The following is an 18,029-nucleotide window of genomic DNA, read 5'->3' as shown; positions in this document are numbered from 1 at the left end:
ACGTCAGAGGCGTCCCGGCCGTGTCCGTGTCACGGTGGCCGAGGACCGATCCCCTCCAGAAACGGAGTGCCCCTGATGGGCATCAAGGACGAGATGCAGGCCAAGGCTCAGCAGGCCAAACAGAAGATGCAGGGCAAGCAGGACGAGGCATCCCAGCGCGGTCAGAGTGAGCAGGAGCGCTTGCGTCAGCGCGCCGAGAGGCCCGGCAGCAGGGTCAGCAGAGCTTCGACGACGTCCAGGACGACCTCGACGACCGCACCTGATCAGGCCCGCCCTGCGTGGTGATGGGCCGGGCCCGGCCCATCACCACGAGGTTGAGCTGTTCGCCGTTGCGACTGCCGGGGTTCCGGCAGTAACGGCAAGCGTTCTACCCCCTGGCCCGACGGCAGGCCATGAAAGCAACCGCCCGACCGCGGTACGGCCGACGAACACGCTGCGGACAACAACAGCAGGGGCCTCAGGAAGTGCCGCCACGCGGGAAGGAGACCTCCACGCGTCGGTTCTTCTTGCGGCCCTCTTCCGTGCTGTTGTCGGCGATCGGGTACTGCTCTCCGTAGCCGCGGATGTCGAAGGTGACTGTCGAGCCCAGCTCCTTGACCAGCACCGACTGCACCGCGTTGGCGCGCTGCTTGGACAGCACATCGCCGTGGGCCGAGGTGCCGAGGTTATCGGTGAAGCCGAAGACGCGCACCTTGACGGCCTTCTGCTTCTTGATCTCGGCGGCGATGGCAGCGATACGGGAGTTGGCGGCGGAGCTCAGCTTCGCGCTGTCCTTGCCGAAGAGGACCTCGGCCTGGAGCGCGAACTTGATGTCCGCGTTGCTGTCCTCGCGGCGTTCGTCGCCGCCCTCGTCCTCGACGACCTGGATGATGTCGAGAACCTTGCCCGGTGCGAGAGTGCCGCCTTCGGGCATCTTCAGGTCGGGGTCGTTGGGGTCGAGCTTCACTGGCGGCACCGATGTCGCCTCAGTGCCGGGCGGTACGCTCGGGCCGTCGTCGGCGAGCGCCGACGAAGCTCCGAACAAGGTGGCCGTGGCCACGACCATGACTGACGCAACGGAGAGTCCGGCGACGCCGATCGGCTTCAACCGGGTTCGGTTGTGGCTCATGTCGGCCGTCACCCTGAGATCTTCAGGGAAGTCGTGGCGAACGTCGGCAGGGTGAAGTCGACCTCGGTCGTCGTGCTGGGGGGTGCCGGGAACTGCATGAAGATGGGGGTCGACTCCCCTACCGGCAAAGGTGCGATGCCGGTGGTGCAAAGGCAACGGTTCTCCGTGTCCCGAAGGACGTAGTAGCGCTTCTTGCTCGCTTTGTCCACCAGTGTTGCACCGGCGACGGAGTTCGGATTGCCGTTGACAATCGCGGTTTCCGCGCCTTCCCACCCACTGGAGTTCCGCACCCTGTCGCTCACGTTCTTGATCTCGCCCTGAACCGTGACAAAACCTCCGGAGTCACGCTTCACCTGGTTGATCACGAGAGTCAGCCCATTCCCCCTGACCTCGGCGAGTTTCACATTCGGGTCCACGTTCTCCCCGGTGGCGGTGTCCTCCTGTTTCGTCCCCTTGTCCTCTTCGGAGGGCGTGGAGGACTGCGACGAACCGGTGTCGTTCGTCTTTCCGCCGTCATCAGCACCGCAGCCGCTGATCGCCAGGGCGAGCGCCGCCGTCAGGGAGACGGTCAGCACCGCCCGCCGGGACGTGGTGGAGCACCGAATGCTCATGGGTTCTGATTCCTTTACTCGTCGTTCGCTGTCACTTGTCGACCAGGTGCACGTCGTAGAGAATCTTGCTCACCTTGGACCAGGGCGGGGGGTTGCTCGGCTCTATTTCGAGCATCTCGCCACCTCTGCAGGTGAAGAAGTACATGTCCTGGACTCCGTCGTCGTTGAAGTCCACGGACTCCCAGTCAGGGCAGCGGAACTCGATGACCACAGTCGCCTTGGTCTCCGCGAAGATCTTCTTCGTATCCGGAACCACCGGCGAGTCCACCGGGTCATGGCCCTTGACCTCAACCCTGATCCGGTCTCGAAGGCCGCCAGGAATCGGGTAACAGTCCGTGACACGCGCCCGGTTCGAGTCAGCCAGTCCCTGGGCCGCAGTGCACCCTTGAACCGGGTGGGCCTGCAGAAAGGGATCCAGCATCTTCCCGGGAAGTGACGCGAGGAAAGGTGCCTCGAAGTTCTCACGAGCCTGCTGGCCGGCAGCCAGGGCCGCGGCGTCGGCCGCCCCCTGGGCTCCATTGCGCAGGGCCGCAGCCTTGCCGACGGCAAAGAAGACGAACGCGAGGAAGAGCAGGCCCACCACCATCACTACGTAGATGGGGAAGGCCTGCCCTGCATCGGTTCGGGTGCGACGCCGCATTACTGGGTCTTGATGGTGTTCACCAGGCCCTTGATCTTCTCGCTGATCGCGCTGCCGATACCCGTCGCCACGATCGCGCCGATGATCGCCACAACCACCAGGATGATGCCCAGGTACTCGAACGCCGTCTGGCCGCGGTCCATGTTCTCGTAACGCTTCTGGATGCGGCTCACGGCAGTGTTGGCCCAGCCCTGGACGCGAACGACGGTCTTCAGGGTCATGTCCGACATGGTTTTCCCCTCCGGGTTCGGCCGACCGACAGCCGGCCGACTCGCACGTTTCCTTGGTGTCGCCCGCGGTACCGGCTTCCTCCTGGCCGGTGCCGCTGGCGACATGAGAAACATATGGCCGGGCGCCCTGGCCGCCGGAGGGCCCCAGGACCCATTCCCGGGCCCAAACAGTCGGTTGGGCCTGTGCCGTGATGTGCCGGACCCCACGTCCCGCACGCACGGCCGCGGTATCCCCATCGCTTGTGCTTCCCCGCTCAGCCACGGTGACCACCGGCCCCACGTACCCCTGGTCCCGCAGCGGGAGCTGTTCCGAGCCAGCGTGCGATTGCCTCGCTCCGGGTGGCGCTGTGCAGCTTGGTGAAGATGCGGTTGATGTGGTTCTTGACCGTCTTCTCGCTGATGAAGCAGGTGGCGGCGATCTGCTGATTGCTCATGCCGGACGCGATCAGTTCCATGACCTCCACCTCCCGCGAACTCAACCCGTACTGCCGCCCGTTGGGAGACACGCCCGGCCTCCCGGTCACGGAAGACTGTGCCACAACTGGTTGCAGATGCGAAAGACCCTGTGCGGGAAAGACCGGTCGTGCCGCAGGTGGAGACGGTTCGGACGTGGGCACACGGGCGGGTGCACCATGTTGCTGAAGGGAACTCGGGTCCTGCCCGTCGTACCCGGGCCCCTGGTAGGGAACACCTGTGGTCAGGGCCGCGCCCAGGCCTTCCGGGAGCGGTCGCCCCTGCGGTCCGGGGCCCTGACGCATGTGGGCCAGGAGCGCGTTGGCCGCGGTGGCGGTGAAGTGGGCCCGGCCGTTCTTGGTGTCGCGTACGGCCTGCACCAGCTGACCGGCCGTGAACTCACCGTGGACCAGGTAGCCGCTCGCGCCGAGACGCAGTGCCTCGTGCACGATCTCGCTCTCGCGGCTGTAGGTCAGCATCATGACCGGTGCGACCCGTACGAGGTGCGGCAGCGCGGAGATGCCGTCGACGCCGGGCATGCGGACGTCGAGCAGGACGACGTCCGGGCGGTGCAGAACCGCCATGTCATAGGCCTGGCGGCCGTCCGTGGCCTCGGCCACGACGTCGATGTCGTCGCGGCCCGAGAGCAGGACGCCCAGGCCTGCCCGGACCACCGGGTTGTCGTCGGCGACGACGACTCGCAGGGCGCCGGGAACGGGCGCGGACGCCGCTGCGGGGAAGGGAGGCATGGACTCGGATGCCGCGGACTGCTGGGGGACGGGGAGCGCTGGGGAGCTGGGCTCCGAATTGAGCGGGGTGACGTGCGAGGACGTGTGCTGGGAGGCGTGGTTCTGTGCTACCCAGTTCTGGCCCGACGCGCGGGAGACGTCGTCCGGCATCTGCGACCTCCTCTCAGGGTTCTATGGGGGGTGAGGGTGGAGTTTGAACTGCTCGGTTCGGCTGCTGTTCAGTCGGGTTGTTCTGCTTCCGGTGCGGTGCTGAGAGCGGCGATCGGGAGCTCCAGGCGTACCTCGGTGCCCTTGGCCGCCTGGCCCTTCCCGATGCGGATGCGGGCACCGATGGATGCGGCGCGTTCGACCATGCCGACAAGACCGAAGTGCCCGGCGTGCCGGAGGTCGTCGAGCGTGATGCCCGCGGGCAGACCGCGCCCGTCGTCGTACACGCTGACGCGCAGGACATCGCACTTCACGCCTGCGAGCACGACGAGGTAGGTGGGCTGGGCGTGTCGGTGGGCGTTCTCCATCGCTTCGGACGCGACAGTGAGCAGCTGACGCGCGACCGCCTGGGGGACGTTGGGGACAGGGGTGTCGTTGAGCAGTCGGAAGGTGGCTGTGAGCGGGTGGCGTCGGGTGAAGTCCTCCGCGCGGGCCCGGAGTTCTCGTACGACGTCCACGCCGCCATCGAGTCCCGACTCGCGGCGCAGGTCAGAGAGGAGTTCGCGGGACTCGGCGGCGGCCCGGCGGGCGGCGCGAGCCACCAGTTCGGCCCGGTGTCTGACGGTGAGCGGGTCCATGCGGTCGGAGGAACCGGCCAGGCCGTCGGCGGCCAGGGCCAGGCCGTGCAAGGTCTTGGCCACCGAGTCGTGCATCTCTCGTGCGAGCCGGGTCCGTTCGCCCTCCACGGCCTCGTTGACGGCGAGACGGGCCCGTGTCTCGGTAAGAGCTTGGCTGGCTGTACCGAAGCGCAGAAGCAGATTGCGCAGGGTGACGCCCACCGCCCCGGCGATGATGCAGAAGCCGGGGAGGAGAAGCGCCGTGGCGTCGGCGGGCTGCAGCTTCGGGTCGGTGCCGTACACGCCGAGGACGATCACTATCTGGAGTGCGGCGAAGACCGCCGCCCCACGCCAGCCGTAGACGAGACCGGCCAGCAGCGGAGTGCACACGGTGACGTACGCGAGGGTGGACTCGGGGCTGGCCGTGATCAGCAGCAGGGCGCCGAAGAAGGCGTCTATGCCGAGCAGCCAGGGGTGGCGCAGGAGTACGGGTCCGAAGCGCTCCCAGTCGCGGAAGAGGACGTACGAGCCCATGAAGGTGACGAGGATGGCCGAGCCGATCAGCCAGGAGGCCGGGCCCGAGGCAGTGTGGCCGATCGCGAACGGGGTGGCGATGGCGATCATCGCGAGCCGGAAGCCGAAGACCTGTCGGCACATCGCCTGGAGCGCGTTGACCTGGATCGTGAACGCCGGACGCGAACCGGGATCGGCGATCGCCCGACGCACCTCCGCATTCAGTCCGGTCTGGATGCCGCCGAGTTGGAACGACATGAGCCTGTCACCTCCGTCCGACCCTCCTGCCCACCGTGCGCGTTGTTCACGTCATCCGCCCGTGAGGAAGCTGAAGTCGACGTTGGCCCCGTAGACGAAGCCGACCGTCAGCAGCACCAGGGTTCCGGGGAGCAGGAAGGTCGTGACCGCGAAGGTCGCCTTGGGAACGGCCCTGGCGGCCTTCCGACGGGCGTTCTGGGCGTCGGTGCGCCGCATGTCGTTGGCGATCTGGATCAGCGTCTCGACGATCGGCGCACCGAGCTCCTCGCCCTGCTGAAGCGTGGTCACGAACATCGCGACCTGCTCCGAGTCGTTGCGCTTGCGCAGCTGCTCGAACGCCTCACGGCGGCTGACGCCCATGTCCATCTGGCGCAGGGTGATCCGCAGTTCGTCGGCCCAGGGGCCCTCGTACTTCTCGGCGACGCGGGCCAGGGCCTGACGGAATCCGAGGCCCGCGGAGACTACGACGGCGAGGACATCGAGGAAGTCGGGGAGGGTTCGGTCGATGTGGTCGCGGCGGACGCGGACCGCCGACCAGAGGCCGACCTCGACCCAGAACAGTCCGAAGGCGATCAGCACCAGGGAGAGGAAGATCTGCCCGCGGATGATCATCGTGAACGCGCCAAGCAGACCGAGGCCCCCGTAGACGGCCCGGCGGGCGGCGTAGCGGTCGATGGTCAGACCGCCCGGGTTGCCCGCCAGGTCGATCTGGTGGCGCTTCTTGTTGACGGCCTTGGGGCCCATCATCCGCAGGACCGAAGGAGCCCAGCGCATGCCGAGACGGTCGATGCCGGAGCCGACCGCGCTGGTGCGGGTGGAACCGACCTCCAGGGCGATGGCGAGGTCGACGGGGAGCTTGGCATCGCGCCGGTACATCCGGATTCCGGCGATGACTCCGTACACCGCGAGTCCCATGACGCCCGCGAGCAGCAGGTCCATGTGCGCCCCGCCCATCAGACGTCGATCCGGGACATGCGGCGGATCACGATGAATCCGATCGTGTACAGGGTGATGGCGATGACCACCGCGACCTGGCCGATGAAGGCACCGGTCATGCGGTCGAGCGCGCCGGGCATGACCGCGTTCATCAGGAGCATGGCGCCCAGGCCGAAGATGGGGACGGCATAGGCGGTGACAGTGACCTGGGAGAGCTGGGTCTTGACCTCGCGCCGGGTCTCCTTGCGCTCTTCCAGTGTCTCGGTGAGGTTGCGCAGCGAGCTGACGACCGTACCGCCGGCCCGGTTGGACAGGACGAGAGTGGTGACGAGGACGACGAGTTCGCGGGAGGGCAGCCGGTCGGTCAGCTCGCTCAGTGCGTCGTCGAGCGGTTCACCGACGGCGAGGCGGCGGGAGACCCGGGCCAGTTCCTCGCCCGCCGGGTCCTCCATCTCGTCCGCCGCCATGCTGATGGAGGTACGCAGCGCGAGGCCGGCCTGGGTGGCGTTGGCGAGGATACGGGCGAGCTCCGGGAGCTGGTTGATGAAGCGTTCGGTGCGCTTGGTCCGCTGCCAGTTCAGAAAGGCGTTGGTGCCCCACAGGCCGATCAGGGCGGCCACCGGGCCGAAGAAGCTGGCGAGGATCGACGAGGCGATCATCCACAGTCCGGCCATGGCGGCCAGCGCGTAGACGAAGAACTCACCCGGGGTGATGTCCAGGCCGGTGGCGGCCAGCTTCAGTTCGAGCTTCCGGCCCAGGGCGGTCTTGCGCAGCCTGGTGTCGAGGCCCCGGAAGCGGCGGTGCCGTCCGGTCTCCGGGATGTGACCGGTGTGCGAAAGGCGGTCCACCAGGGCGTCCCGGTCGGCCTTGCCGCCCGAGTAGGCGTGCAGGCCCGCGACGCCCGTAATGCCGCAGAGCAGCGTCACGCCGATCGTGAGAAGAGGGAGATTCGTCATGGCACGTTACCTAGTTGGCCTCTCGGGTGGCGAGCTGTTCGGCGGAATCGGCGACCCCGAAGGCCTGCGGGATGGGCTGGCTGGCCATGTAGAGGCGCTCGGCGATCTTGCGCGGGATCGGGAGGTAGGTGAACTCGCCGTTGATCCGCCCTTCGGCGTCCATCGGCTGGGCATCGAACCGGGCGACGGTCACGATGCGGTACGGATCGCGGCCGTGCGAGTCGAGGACGGCGATCTCGGTGATCTTGCGGGAGCCGTCGGCGTGCCGGGTGAGCTGGACAATGACGTCGACGGCGCTGTTGATCTGGTCGTGCAGCGCCTCGAACGGGATCTTGATCTCCGACATCGAGGCCAGGGTCTGCAGACGCATGAGCGCGTCCTCGGCGTTGTTGGCGTGGACGGTGGCGAGCGAGCCGTCGTGACCGGTCGACATCGCCTGGAGCATGTCGAGCGATTCACCGCCACGGACCTCACCGACGACGATGCGGTCGGGGCGCATACGCAGGGAGTTGCGGACCAGGTCGCGGATGGTGATCTGGCCCTTGCCCTCGACATTCGCCGGCCGGGACTCCAGCCGGATCACGTGGCTCTGCTGGAGCTGGAGCTCGGCAGAGTCCTCAATGGTGACAATGCGCTCGCTGTTGGGAATGAGGCCGGAGAGCGCGTTGAGGAGCGTCGTCTTCCCGGTGCCGGTGGCACCGGAGACGATGACGTTGAGCTTGGCCTGGACGAACCCGGACAGCAGAATCAGCATCTGCTCGTCAAGCGAGCCGACATTGATCATTTCCTGGAGCGTGAAGGCCCTCGGGAACCGTCGGATGGTGAGCGTCGCACCGGTCAGCGAGAGCGGTGGGATGATCACGTTGACACGCTCACCACTGGGTAGACGCGCGTCGACCATGGGGTTCTGCTCGTCCACGCGCCGGTTGACGGTCGACACGATGCGCTCGATGGTCTGCATCAGCTGTTCGTGAGAACTGAAGCGCATCGGCAGTTGTTCGACCCTGCCGCTGCGCTCGACGAATATCTGGTCCGGTCCGTTCACCATGATCTCGGTGATGGACGCGTCTTCGAGGAGCGGTTCCAGGATGCCCAGACCGAGGGCCTCGTCGACGACCCGGCGGATCAGCTGGGTGCGTTCGACGGTCGAGAGAACTGGTCCTTCGCGGCTGATGATGTGGCTGAGCACGCGCTCCAGCCGGGCCCGCCGGTCTGCGGCGGCGAGCGAGGACATCTCGGCCAGGTCGATCTCTTCGAGCAGCTTGGCGCGGTAGGACGCCACCATGTGGCTGTCCTCCCGCCCCCCGCCGTTCTTCTCGGGGGCGGTCATGCGTGCCCGCAGACTCATTGCGTAACTCCTCGCTCGGAAAAACTGTGGTGCCCCGGTCGTGCGGTGCGGGCGCCGGTCACCCTCGCGGCATGGTGGAACTGCGCTCGGCCCAGCCCCAGTTGTCGATTCCGGGTACGACGGAGGGGATCTTCACGCGAGCCGTGTAGGTCACTTCGCCGGTCCCGACATCGCGGATGAACCGCGAATTCTTGTAGCGGCCGAGCCAGTCGCTCATCGCCTCGCGGCCGGCCCTCACGGGGTCTCCCTGCGACACGTCCTGGCTGGCGGTACGCGCCGCCGCGCGGGCGCCGGTGCCCGCCTGGTTCACGGCGTACGCCGCGACCCCCAGCTGGATCGCGAGAAGACCCACCAGAAGCAACAGCGGAATGAAACCCATGTACTCGATGGCGACTTGGCCGCGGTCCCGGCGGGACGCAACGGCCGTACCGCCCGGTGTGTGGATCGGCATGTTCATCGCTCAGCCTCCAGCGGTGCCGCGGCATTGCCCTCGACGCCGAACGGCCAGTTGAGTACGCCGGGCACCAGGACGGGCACCTGCAGCCTGACCTCGGCCTTGTACAACCCGCCCGAAGCGCTGCACTTCGTCGTCTTCATCGCACGCCGCCAGGCCTTCGGCAGCTCCCTGTCGGCCGCGTCCCTGCACGCGCCCTTGCGCGAGCCCTCCGTGATGGCCCCCTGGTGCGCCGCCTCGTCCGCCGCGTTCCCCGCCAGGGAGAACGTGTAGCCGATCAGCGCGCACTGCCAGAGCGCGACCGCCAGCAGGATGATCAGCGGCGTGACGCCCAGGAACTCGATCGCGGTCTGGCCGCGGTCCCGCTCGCGGCCCAGCAGTCGGCCGTGCATCCGGCCCCGGACCGTTCCCCGGCCCGTTCCCCGGCCCGTTCCCCGGGCCGAGGAAGGATCAACGCAGCGCCTTCCCCGTATCTCCACGTCTGTCGTCTCGGTAACTGCCATTGGTCAACTTGCCCCCTTGGTCGTCGCCCGGTTCCGGGCATCGCCGTCGCGTCTGCCGAGGCGTGGGCGCCCGATCGAGCCCCGGTCGTTCTTGAGTGCTCCGCCGCTCTTCGCGCCACTCTTCTCCGCCTTGTCAGGAACCTTCACGATGCCCAGCTCACCCGCAAGGGCCCAGAGGGCCTGTTTGACGGTGCTCTTGGAGTCGAGGTCGTGCAGCCGGCCCGCATCGACGACGCTCTGCAGTTCCTTGAAGTTCGCGGGAACGGCCGTGTTCGCCGTCCGGGTTCCGGTGATCTTCTCGATCAGCTGCGGCTGGATCTCGGTGTTGCGGATGAACCGGTTGACCACGGTGACGGTCTCCTCCGCCTTGCGGATCTGGAGCCGGTCCCACATGCGTACGAGGCGTTTGGCACCGCGCACCGCGATCACATCGGGGGTGGTGACCAGCAGCGCCTTGTCGGCCATCTCGATGGCCGCGGCGCTGGCGCCCTGGAGCTGGCTGCCGCAGTCGATCACCACCACCTCGTAGCGCGAGCGCAGGGCGCTGACAATCTGCCGGGCCGAGCGGTCGCTGACCTCCTCGGCGCTCTCGCCCTCCCCCGGCGCCAGGAGCAGCGCGAGGCCGGAGCCGTGGGTGAACACAGCGTCGGACAGGACGCGCGGCGAGATGTCGGTGATGGTCGACAGGTCGACGATGGAGCGCCGGAACTGCACATCGAGGTACGAGCCGATGTCGCCGGCCTGGAGGTCCATGTCGACGAGGGCGACGTTGCGCCCGGATGCCTGGGCCGCCAGGGCCAGTTGGACGGCGGTGACGGTGGCGCCGACCCCGCCCTTGGCGCCGCTGACCGTGATGACCGTGCCGCCGGGGCCGGTGAAGACATCGGCACCGGCGCTCAGGTGACGGCGGACGCCGACGGACCACTGGGCGGCGGACTGGACCCGGTTGGCCAGTTCCTCGTAGCTCAGGGGCAGGGTGATGACACCTCGCGCGCCCGACTCCATGGCGGAGGCGAACAGGCCGGGGGTGACGTCGGCGGTGATCAGCACGACCCCGATGGCGGGGAAGCGCAGGGAGACCTCCCGGATCAGCTCCAGCGCCGGCACCGGGCCGATCCGCTCGTGGACCAGCACGACCTCGGGCAGATCGTCGAGCGACTCGCCCGCGAGCCGGGCGAGGGTGTCGATGAGCTGGGTCGAGTCATTGACCGGAGTCGCCGGATCCGCGTCGGGGAGCTGGCTGAGCAGGGTGGTGACGGATCTGGCCGCGTCGAGGTCACCGACGGCCGGGAGGATCCTGGTGGTCATCCGATCCTCACTTGTCCTTGTCGAGCGTGTAGGTGCGGTCGCCCGGACGGATGGTGCTGTCGCTGCCGGAGGCCAGGAGCGCGAGGCGTACGTGCTCCGCGAAGGACTCGGCGTAGGCGATGCGCTGGGTGTCGAGCGTGTTGAGCGCGAAGGTGATCGGGACGGCCTCGGTGCCCATGTTGGACTTGCCGTCGTGGCTCGGCTCCAGGGCGGTGAGCTTGCCGACGTCCAGCACCTTGGCGTTGGAGACGATGACCTTCGACTGGGAGGGGTCGCGATCGCGTTCACCGGCGAAGGTGGCGTAGATGTTGACCGTGGCACCGGGGGTGATCTTGCCCGCGACGCCGGTCGCGGCGTCGATCATGATGGCGATCTCCTGCTCCCCGGGCTGCAGTTCGGGGCGCTTCTGCATCATGTCGGACTGGAGGAGTGAGCCCTTGCGCAGCTGGGTGACCGCGATCTTGCCGTTCACCTCGGAGAGGTCGGTCACCGCGTTGGTGGAGAGCCAGCGCTTCGGCATCGAGATCTTCTCGAACTGCCCGGACGACAGGGCTGTGTAGGGCGCCACGTCGGACCTCAGCTGGTAGGCCGAGACTTCGGGGCCGACCTTGGAGTTGACGTCGCTGATCACCGAGAGCACGCCGGCGAAGGCGCCGAAGGCGCACAGAACCGACAAAAGCAGGAGTATCACGCCGCGGCGCTGGCGGGAGTTCATGGGCCGGACAACCTCGTTCGGATCGGATGCGTGGGGCAGCGGACAGGAGGGCGTCTACGGAGGAAAGCGGAAGCGCTAGGACTGCGGTGGTGCGGGCGCTCCATGGCTGAGGACACCGGCGGGGTGCATTCGGCTCTCGGCTGCGGGTAGCGGGGAGGAGCAGAACCCGCAGCGGTCACCGATGAGCTCCATTCCGCACCAGTGGCAGTTCTCACGGCGTACGGAGGACACCAATTGGTACAGGACGGAGATGTCTGGAAGATAGGCGGCGAATTCCACCAGTTTCCCGGTTCCCCACCAAGCCGGGGAATCGGACGGGAGTGCGGCCTCGTGAATGGACTGGACCTGCCACGCGGGGGCGAGAGTCTGCTTGACCCACTCGGATTGCGACTGCCCCTTGGCGGTCATCAGGTGGGTGGCGAACTCCGGGCCGGTCGGCAGGTCCGCCTTCGGGCCGACCTTGACGAGCTGCGGGTTCGGCCCCGCGACCACGGCGAACTGGGAGCCCGGGACCCAGGACTGCGCGTGCGTCCTGAGGTCGACCGGGACCCGGTCGAACTTGGTGACCGAGTTCAGCAGGGCACCGGCGTGGATGTAGTGGGACAGCAGCCGGGCGGCGGAGGCGACCACTCCCGGGCTGAAGTCACAGATGGACAACTGGCGCAGCTGCCTGACGAGCACGGCGACGCCCAAGGGGGGGAGGTCCACCTTGAGCAGAGCGATGCGGTCGCTCTCCAGTACGGACCGTACGGAGTAGAGGCGGCGCTCGTGAGCGGGCGCGATACCGGTCGGGTAGACGGCGACGACGTACCCGTGCTGTTCGAGCAGCACATGCATGTCACCGATGGCCATCTCCAGCGCCTGCGCGTCGGGCGCCTGCAGCAGAGCGGCTGTCGGTGTCTGCTGGTCGGTCGGAGGTAGTACCAAGTCAGCACTGGTCACTGCTATTGCGGTCGGCACGCTGTTCCCCGTTTCGGCTCCGGCCAAACGCCGGTCATGACGTAGGCCGCAATCGCTCCTGCTCCGCGGTTCTGCCTCAGCACTTTATCCACGTCCTACCTGGCAGAGAACACTTTTCGGGGGCCAGTACGGCAACGTGTGCGAGACGGCCGGGCAACGCCCCCGTACTAAATCGGATCAAATCGAAATCCGTTAACTCCTGTACCACTGCGGAGTGTTACGAATCCACCTTCTGATTACCTGTGGCTTCGAATTGATTTCCGCACGTCAGGCCGGATGCGGAACCTGACGCGCGCCGCCCCCGCGGGGGCCGGGTCGTCACTGTCCGGGCATCTGGGCCGCGTCACCCGCACGGGGGAACACGAGGTCAACAAAACGTCAATTCATGGGGAGTTCACGGCGGTTCCGGAACCTGCGCGGGGGTGGTCGCGGGTGCGCGACAGGGATGGCGCGGAGCGGTCCGGCGGGCACCGCCCGCACACCCGCCGCTGCCAGAGGTCTTGACAACTTGATTGGTCTGGACCAGTTTATCGGCCAGCGGTGGCCACCGTCGCTCCACTCCACTCCCCCTTCATCCCCGCGTCACTCCGAAGACAGTCCGCGATACCCGTCGGCCGACCCCACCGGCTCGTTCCCGGGTGTCCCCGGGCACCTCCGAGCACCCCCTGCCCGGCCTTCCCCGAGTACCCCCGCTCGGCATCCCAACTCCCCCACGGAGGCAGCAAGTGGAACCTTCCCCCGTCAGCGGCCACAGACTCCGCAGGCGCCACACCCGACCACTCCTCGGCGGCGCCCTGGCCGTCCTCGCGGCTGGCGCGCTGACCGCCACCGGTCTCGTCGGCAACGCCCAGGCCGCCGACATCAACGTCGCCAAGAACGCGGGCTTCGAGTCGGGGCTCGCCAACTGGACCTGTTCCGGCGGCAGCGGCACCACCGTCTCCTCGCCCGTGCACGGCGGCACCGCCGCCCTCAAGGCCACCCCGGCCGGCCAGGACAACGCGAAGTGCGCCCAGACCGTGGCCGTGAAGCCCGACTCGACGTACACGCTCAGCTCCTGGGTGCAGGGCGGGTACGCGTATCTCGGCGCGAGCGGCACCGGAACCACCGACGTGTCGACCTGGTCCCCCGGCTCCACCGGCTGGTCGCAGCTCACCACCAGCTTCAAGACCGGCCCGAACACCACCTCGGTCACGGTGTACACGCACGGCTGGTACGGGCAGGCCGCCTACCTGGTGGACGACGTCTCGGTCAGCGGTCCCGACGGCGGTGGCGGCACCGACCCCATACCGGAGGTCCCCGCCGCGCCCGCCGGCCTCTCCGTCGGCGCGACCACGTCCTCCTCCGTGGCCCTGTCCTGGAACGCGGTGTCCGGCGCGACCGGCTACACCGTCTACCGGGACGGCACGAAGGCCACCACGTCCACCGGCACCTCCACCACGATCACGGGCCTCGCCGCCGACACGGCGTACCAGTTCGCGGTGACCGCCACCAACACGGCCGGTGAATCCGTCAAGTCCGCGACGGTCGGCGGCCGTACGGCCAAGGACGGCGGCGGCAACCCCAACCCCGGCACCTCGGTGCCCAAGCACGCGGTGACCGGCTACTGGCAGAACTTCAACAACGGCGCGACCGTGCAGAAGCTCAGCGACGTGCCCGCCAACTACGACATCATCGCGGTCTCCTTCGCCGACGCCACGACCACGCCGGGTGCCGTCACCTTCAACCTGGACACGGCGGGCCTGAACGGCTACACCGTCGACCAGTTCAAGGCCGACATCAAGGCGAAGCAGGCGGCCGGGAAGAACGTCATCATCTCGGTCGGCGGTGAGAAGGGGGCGGTCTCGGTCAACAGCGACGCCTCCGCCACCAACTTCGCCAACTCGGTGTACTCGCTCATCCAGGAGTACGGCTTCAACGGCGTCGACATCGACCTGGAGAACGGCCTCAACTCCACGTACATGACGAAGGCGCTGCGCTCGCTGTCCCAGAAGGCGGGCTCCGGTCTCGTCGTCACGATGGCCCCGCAGACCATCGACATGCAGTCCACCTCGGGCGAGTACTTCAAGACGGCGCTCGGCGTCAAGGACATCCTCACCGTCGTCAACACGCAGTACTACAACAGCGGTTCGATGCTCGGCTGCGACGGCAAGGTCTACTCGCAGGGCTCGGTGGACTTCCTCACCGCACTCGCCTGCATCCAGCTGGAGGGCGGCCTCGACCCGTCCCAGGTCGGCCTCGGGGTCCCCGCCTCCGCCAGCGGCGCGGGCAGCGGCTATGTGTCCCCCTCGGTCGTGAACGCGGCCCTGGACTGCCTGGCCTCGGGCACCAATTGCGGCACCTTCAAGCCCTCGAAGACCTACCCCGGTCTCCGCGGCGCGATGACCTGGTCGACCAACTGGGACGCCAAGTCGGGCAACGCCTGGTCGAACGCGGTGGCCCCGCACGTCCACGGCCTGCCGTAGCCGGTGGCCGTACCTCCTGACCAGCAGCGCCGCCGCTCCCCCGGCGGCGCTGCTGCATGTACGGGGCCGGGCCCCGCACTGGCCGGTCCACGGGGCCGCGGCCGGGGGCGTCCGGCGGCATGGGACGGATCCACCTGGCCGGGAGCGGCGGCGGGCAGGACCCCGGCACCCGCCGTCCGGCATCCCGCATCAGGCGTCCCGCATCCGGCACCCGCCGGCCCGATCCCGCGCCGCGTACGTCAGATCACCAGGCTCAGCAGCGCCGCCACCGCGAACCCCGCCACCGACAGGACCGTCTCCAGGACCGTCCAGGACTTCAGGGTGTCGCGTTCGGAGATGCCGAAGTACTTCGACACCATCCAGAAGCCGCCGTCGTTCACGTGCGAGGCGAAGATCGAACCGGCCGAGATCGCCATGATGATCAGGGCGAGGTGCGCCTGCGACAGGTCCTGGCCCTCGACCAGGGGGACGACGATGCCGGCGGTGGTGACGATCGCGACCGTCGCCGAGCCCTGGGCGACGCGCAGGGCCACGGAGATCAGCCAGGCGAGCAGGATGACCGGCAGGCCGACGTCGTTGAAGGTCTTGGCGAGGGCGTCCGCGATGCCGCTGGCCTTGAGGACGGCGCCGAACACACCGCCCGCGCCGACCACCAGCAGGATGTTGCCGACCGGCTTGAGCGAGGAGGTGGACACCGATTCCAGGGACGTGCGGGACCAGCCGCGGCGGATGCCCAGCAGGTAGTACGCCAGCACCAGCGCGATCGTCAGGGCGACGAAGGGGTTGCCGAAGAACTCGATGACGGAGCGCGGGGTGGAGGGGTCCAGCGCGATGGAGGAGAACGTCGCGGCGAGGATCAGCACCAGCGGGGTGCCGATGATCGTGAGTACGGTGGAGAGCGCGACCGGCTCCTCGCGCGGGGCGACGCCCGCGGCCCGCTGTTCGGCGACGACCGCGGCCTTGGCCTCCTCGGCGGCGTCGACCATGTCCTGCGGGACCTCGACGAAGATCCGCTTGCCGATCCACGCGGCGTAGCCCCAGGCGGCGAGCACGGACGGGATGCCGACGACGGCGCCCATCAGGACGACCCAGCCGAGGGAGACATGGAAGAGTCCGGCCGCTGCGACGGGGCCCGGGTGCGGCGGCAGGAAGGCGTGGGTCATGGAGAGGCCCGCAAGCAGCGGCATCGCGTAGAGCAGGATCGACTTGCCGGAGCGCTTGGCGGCGGCGTACACGATCGGCGCGAGGACGAAGATGCCGACGTCGAAGAAGACCGGGATGCCGAAGATGAGGCCGGTGAGTCCCATGGCGAGCGGGGCCCGCTTCTCGCCGAAGAGGTTCAGCAGACGGGCGCTCAACACCTCGGCGCCGCCCGAGACTTCGAGGATCGAGCCGAGCATCGTGCCGAGGCCGATGATGATCGCCACATGGCCGAGGATGCCGCCCATGCCGGATTCGATGACGGAGACGGCGGCGGACTTCTGGACCGTGCCGAAGAGTTCGGTGACGGAGAGGCCGGCGCCCAGGCCGACGGCTATGGAGACGGCGAGCAGCGCGACGAACGGCTGCAGCCTGACCTTGATGATCAGGAAGAGGAGGAGCGCGATGCCGAGGGCGGCGACGGTCAGCAGACCGGCGGTTCCGTCGATCAGCGGGAGGATGCCACCGGTGTGGGGTGGGGTCTCGGCCGACGGTGGGGTTGCGGCGAGCAGCATGCGTAACTCCGTTGCGGGCGACGGGCTCCGGGTGTGGGGGAGCGCGGCACGGCGCCCCTGCGGGGTGGGGCGCCGTGCCGTGCGCGGTGGTGCGGTGGAGCGGGTGCGGCAAGTGGATCAGCTGGTTCAGCCGAGGACCGCGAGCGCGTCGATCTCGATGAGCAGGCCCTTGGGGAGGCCGACGTAGACCGTCGTACGGGCGGCGGGGGCCGCCTTCAGGTTCTGCTCGCCGAAGTAGGTGTTGTAGATCTCGTTCATCTCGGCGAAGTGGTCCACATCCGTGAGGTAGACGCGCATCATCATCACGTCGTCCCAGCTCGCGCCGCCCTCCTCCAGGATCGCCTTGACGTTGGCGAAGGTCTGGAGGGTCTGCTGGCGCAGTGTCGGACCGGCGGGGGTCGGGGCCTGGCCCTCGACGGCGGGGAGGAAGCCGACCTGGCCGGCGACCTGGAGGATGTTCCCCTTCTTCACGCCGTGCGAGAACTTCGCGGGGGGCGTGGTGTGGGTGCTCGGGGTGAGGGCGATCTTCTCGGTCATGGCTGTTCAGGCTCTCTTGGGTTGGTTGGTGCCGGAGTACTCCCGGCTGATGGTGTCGGCGGTGCGGCGCACCAGGGGGAGCAGGGTGAGGAGTTCCTCTGCCGTGACGACGACATTGGGCGCGGAGACCGACATCGCGGCGACGACCCGCCCGTCGGCTCCCCGGACGGGGGCGCCGACGCAGTTGATGGACTCCTCGTGGCCGCCGAGGTCGGTGGCCCAGCCCTGTTCGCGGACGACGGCGAGCTCCTTGAGGAAGGCACCGGCGTTCGGGATCGAACGGGACGTGTACATGGGGTAGTCGAGCTTCTCGGCGAGGGCACGCCGCTCGGGCTCGGTGAGGTCGGCAAGGAGCAGTTTCGCCACGGCGGCGACGGTGATCGCGACGGGCTTCCCGATGCGCGAGTACATCCGGACCGGGTAGCGGCTCTCGACCTTGTCGATGTAGAGGACCTCGTGCTCCTCGTACACCGCCAGATGCACGGTGTGACCGCAGCTCTCGTTGAGTTCGACGAGGTGGGGGTGGGCGATCTCGCGCACGTCGAGGTTCTCGACGGCTTCCTGTGCGAGGGCGAAGAGACGGGCGCCGAGGCGGTAGCGCTGGTCCTGCTGGCGGTAGACGAGCCCGTGTTCGTGGAGCGTGCGGAGCAGCCGCAGCGCGGTGGACTTGTGGACGCCGAGCCGCTCGGCGACCTGTCCGAGGTCGGCGGGCCCCTGGGCGAGCAGCGGCAGGATGCTCAGCGCCCGGTCGACGGTCTGACTCATGCGCGTGCCTCGCTGCCCTCGGCCCGGTCTTCGCCCGGGGCTCC

Annotated in this window: 19 protein-coding genes; 2 read left to right on the top strand and 17 right to left on the bottom strand. The window is 68.2% G+C overall.

Features of this window, described 5'->3' with window-relative positions; all coding sequences use genetic code 11:
- Positions 1-75 precede the first annotated feature (75 nt).
- Positions 76-285: a hypothetical protein gene (locus ACFVT1_RS10625; RefSeq protein ID WP_389794151.1), complete on the top strand. Its 210-nt coding sequence runs from the start codon at positions 76-78 to the stop codon at positions 283-285.
- Positions 286-457: 172 nt separating this feature from the next.
- Here the strand turns inward: ACFVT1_RS10625 and ACFVT1_RS10620 are convergent, their stop codons facing one another.
- The 14 genes from ACFVT1_RS10620 to ACFVT1_RS10555 form a co-directional block, all read right to left on the bottom strand.
- Positions 458-1,045, bottom strand: coding sequence for an OmpA family protein (locus ACFVT1_RS10620; protein WP_389794581.1), 588 nt, complete (start codon positions 1,043-1,045; stop codon positions 458-460).
- 71 nt (positions 1,046-1,116) lie between these two features.
- Positions 1,117-1,719 carry a hypothetical protein gene (locus ACFVT1_RS10615; RefSeq protein ID WP_389794150.1) on the bottom strand — a complete coding sequence of 201 codons (603 nt, stop codon included), beginning with the start codon at positions 1,717-1,719 and terminating at the stop codon, positions 1,117-1,119.
- 31 nt (positions 1,720-1,750) lie between these two features.
- Entirely contained in the window at positions 1,751-2,359 is a 609-nt protein-coding gene (locus tag ACFVT1_RS10610; protein WP_389794149.1) for a pilus assembly protein TadG-related protein, read from the bottom strand.
- The gene (locus tag ACFVT1_RS10605) at positions 2,359-2,589 is read right to left on the bottom strand and encodes a hypothetical protein (protein ID WP_362206920.1); all 231 of its coding nucleotides are present in this window, start codon (positions 2,587-2,589) and stop codon (positions 2,359-2,361) included. The genes ACFVT1_RS10610 and ACFVT1_RS10605 overlap by 1 nt, the downstream gene beginning before the upstream one ends.
- 254 nt (positions 2,590-2,843) lie before the next feature.
- Complete coding sequence (locus tag ACFVT1_RS10600) at positions 2,844-3,941, bottom strand: response regulator (RefSeq protein WP_389794148.1); 1,098 nt, start codon at positions 3,939-3,941, stop codon at positions 2,844-2,846.
- A gap of 68 nt (positions 3,942-4,009) precedes the next feature.
- Entirely contained in the window at positions 4,010-5,326 is a 1,317-nt protein-coding gene (locus ACFVT1_RS10595; RefSeq protein WP_389794147.1) for a sensor histidine kinase, read from the bottom strand.
- Between the two features lie 51 nt (positions 5,327-5,377).
- The gene (locus tag ACFVT1_RS10590; protein WP_389794578.1) at positions 5,378-6,265 is read right to left on the bottom strand and encodes a DUF5936 domain-containing protein; all 888 of its coding nucleotides are present in this window, start codon (positions 6,263-6,265) and stop codon (positions 5,378-5,380) included.
- Positions 6,266-6,279: 14 nt separating this feature from the next.
- A complete protein-coding gene (locus tag ACFVT1_RS10585) occupies positions 6,280-7,218 on the bottom strand; it encodes a type II secretion system F family protein (protein ID WP_362206917.1) in 939 nt (312 codons plus the stop codon).
- Positions 7,219-7,228: 10 nt separating this feature from the next.
- Entirely contained in the window at positions 7,229-8,566 is a 1,338-nt protein-coding gene (locus ACFVT1_RS10580; RefSeq protein WP_389794146.1) for a CpaF family protein, read from the bottom strand.
- A 58-nt stretch (positions 8,567-8,624) separates the two neighbouring features.
- Positions 8,625-9,023: a TadE/TadG family type IV pilus assembly protein gene (locus ACFVT1_RS10575; protein WP_362206915.1), complete on the bottom strand. Its 399-nt coding sequence runs from the start codon at positions 9,021-9,023 to the stop codon at positions 8,625-8,627.
- Positions 9,020-9,412, bottom strand: coding sequence for a TadE family protein (locus tag ACFVT1_RS10570; protein WP_389794144.1), 393 nt, complete (start codon positions 9,410-9,412; stop codon positions 9,020-9,022). Before ACFVT1_RS10570 ends, ACFVT1_RS10575 begins: the two co-directional genes overlap by 4 nt.
- A 114-nt stretch (positions 9,413-9,526) precedes the next feature.
- On the bottom strand, positions 9,527-10,831 hold the full coding sequence (locus tag ACFVT1_RS10565) for a CpaE family protein (RefSeq protein WP_389794143.1): 1,305 nt from the start codon (positions 10,829-10,831) through the stop codon (positions 9,527-9,529).
- A 7-nt stretch (positions 10,832-10,838) separates the two neighbouring features.
- Positions 10,839-11,546, bottom strand: coding sequence for a Flp pilus assembly protein CpaB (gene cpaB, locus ACFVT1_RS10560; RefSeq protein ID WP_389794142.1), 708 nt, complete (start codon positions 11,544-11,546; stop codon positions 10,839-10,841).
- Positions 11,547-11,621: 75 nt separating this feature from the next.
- The gene (locus ACFVT1_RS10555) at positions 11,622-12,488 is read right to left on the bottom strand and encodes a hypothetical protein (RefSeq protein ID WP_362206911.1); all 867 of its coding nucleotides are present in this window, start codon (positions 12,486-12,488) and stop codon (positions 11,622-11,624) included.
- Between the two features lie 743 nt (positions 12,489-13,231).
- Between ACFVT1_RS10555 and ACFVT1_RS10550 the strand changes: the two genes are divergently transcribed.
- Entirely contained in the window at positions 13,232-14,968 is a 1,737-nt protein-coding gene (locus tag ACFVT1_RS10550; RefSeq protein ID WP_389794141.1) for a chitinase, read from the top strand.
- 239 nt (positions 14,969-15,207) lie between these two features.
- Here ACFVT1_RS10550 and ACFVT1_RS10545 read toward each other — a convergent pair whose 3' ends face one another.
- The 3 genes from ACFVT1_RS10545 to ACFVT1_RS10535 all read right to left on the bottom strand — a co-directional run bounded on the left by ACFVT1_RS10545 (position 15,208) and on the right by ACFVT1_RS10535 (position 17,985).
- On the bottom strand, positions 15,208-16,683 hold the full coding sequence (locus ACFVT1_RS10545) for a GntP family permease (RefSeq protein ID WP_389794140.1): 1,476 nt from the start codon (positions 16,681-16,683) through the stop codon (positions 15,208-15,210).
- A gap of 126 nt (positions 16,684-16,809) precedes the next feature.
- Positions 16,810-17,220, bottom strand: a complete 411-nt coding sequence (locus ACFVT1_RS10540; protein WP_389794139.1) for a RidA family protein — start codon at positions 17,218-17,220, stop codon at positions 16,810-16,812.
- 6 nt (positions 17,221-17,226) lie between these two features.
- On the bottom strand, positions 17,227-17,985 hold the full coding sequence (locus ACFVT1_RS10535) for an IclR family transcriptional regulator (protein WP_389794138.1): 759 nt from the start codon (positions 17,983-17,985) through the stop codon (positions 17,227-17,229).
- Between the last annotated feature and the right edge of the window lie 44 nt (positions 17,986-18,029).

The organism is Streptomyces sp. NPDC057963 (assembly GCF_042887155.1).
Taxonomy (GTDB): domain Bacteria; phylum Actinomycetota; class Actinomycetes; order Streptomycetales; family Streptomycetaceae; genus Streptomyces.
This window is presented reverse-complemented; position numbering and strand designations above follow the sequence as displayed.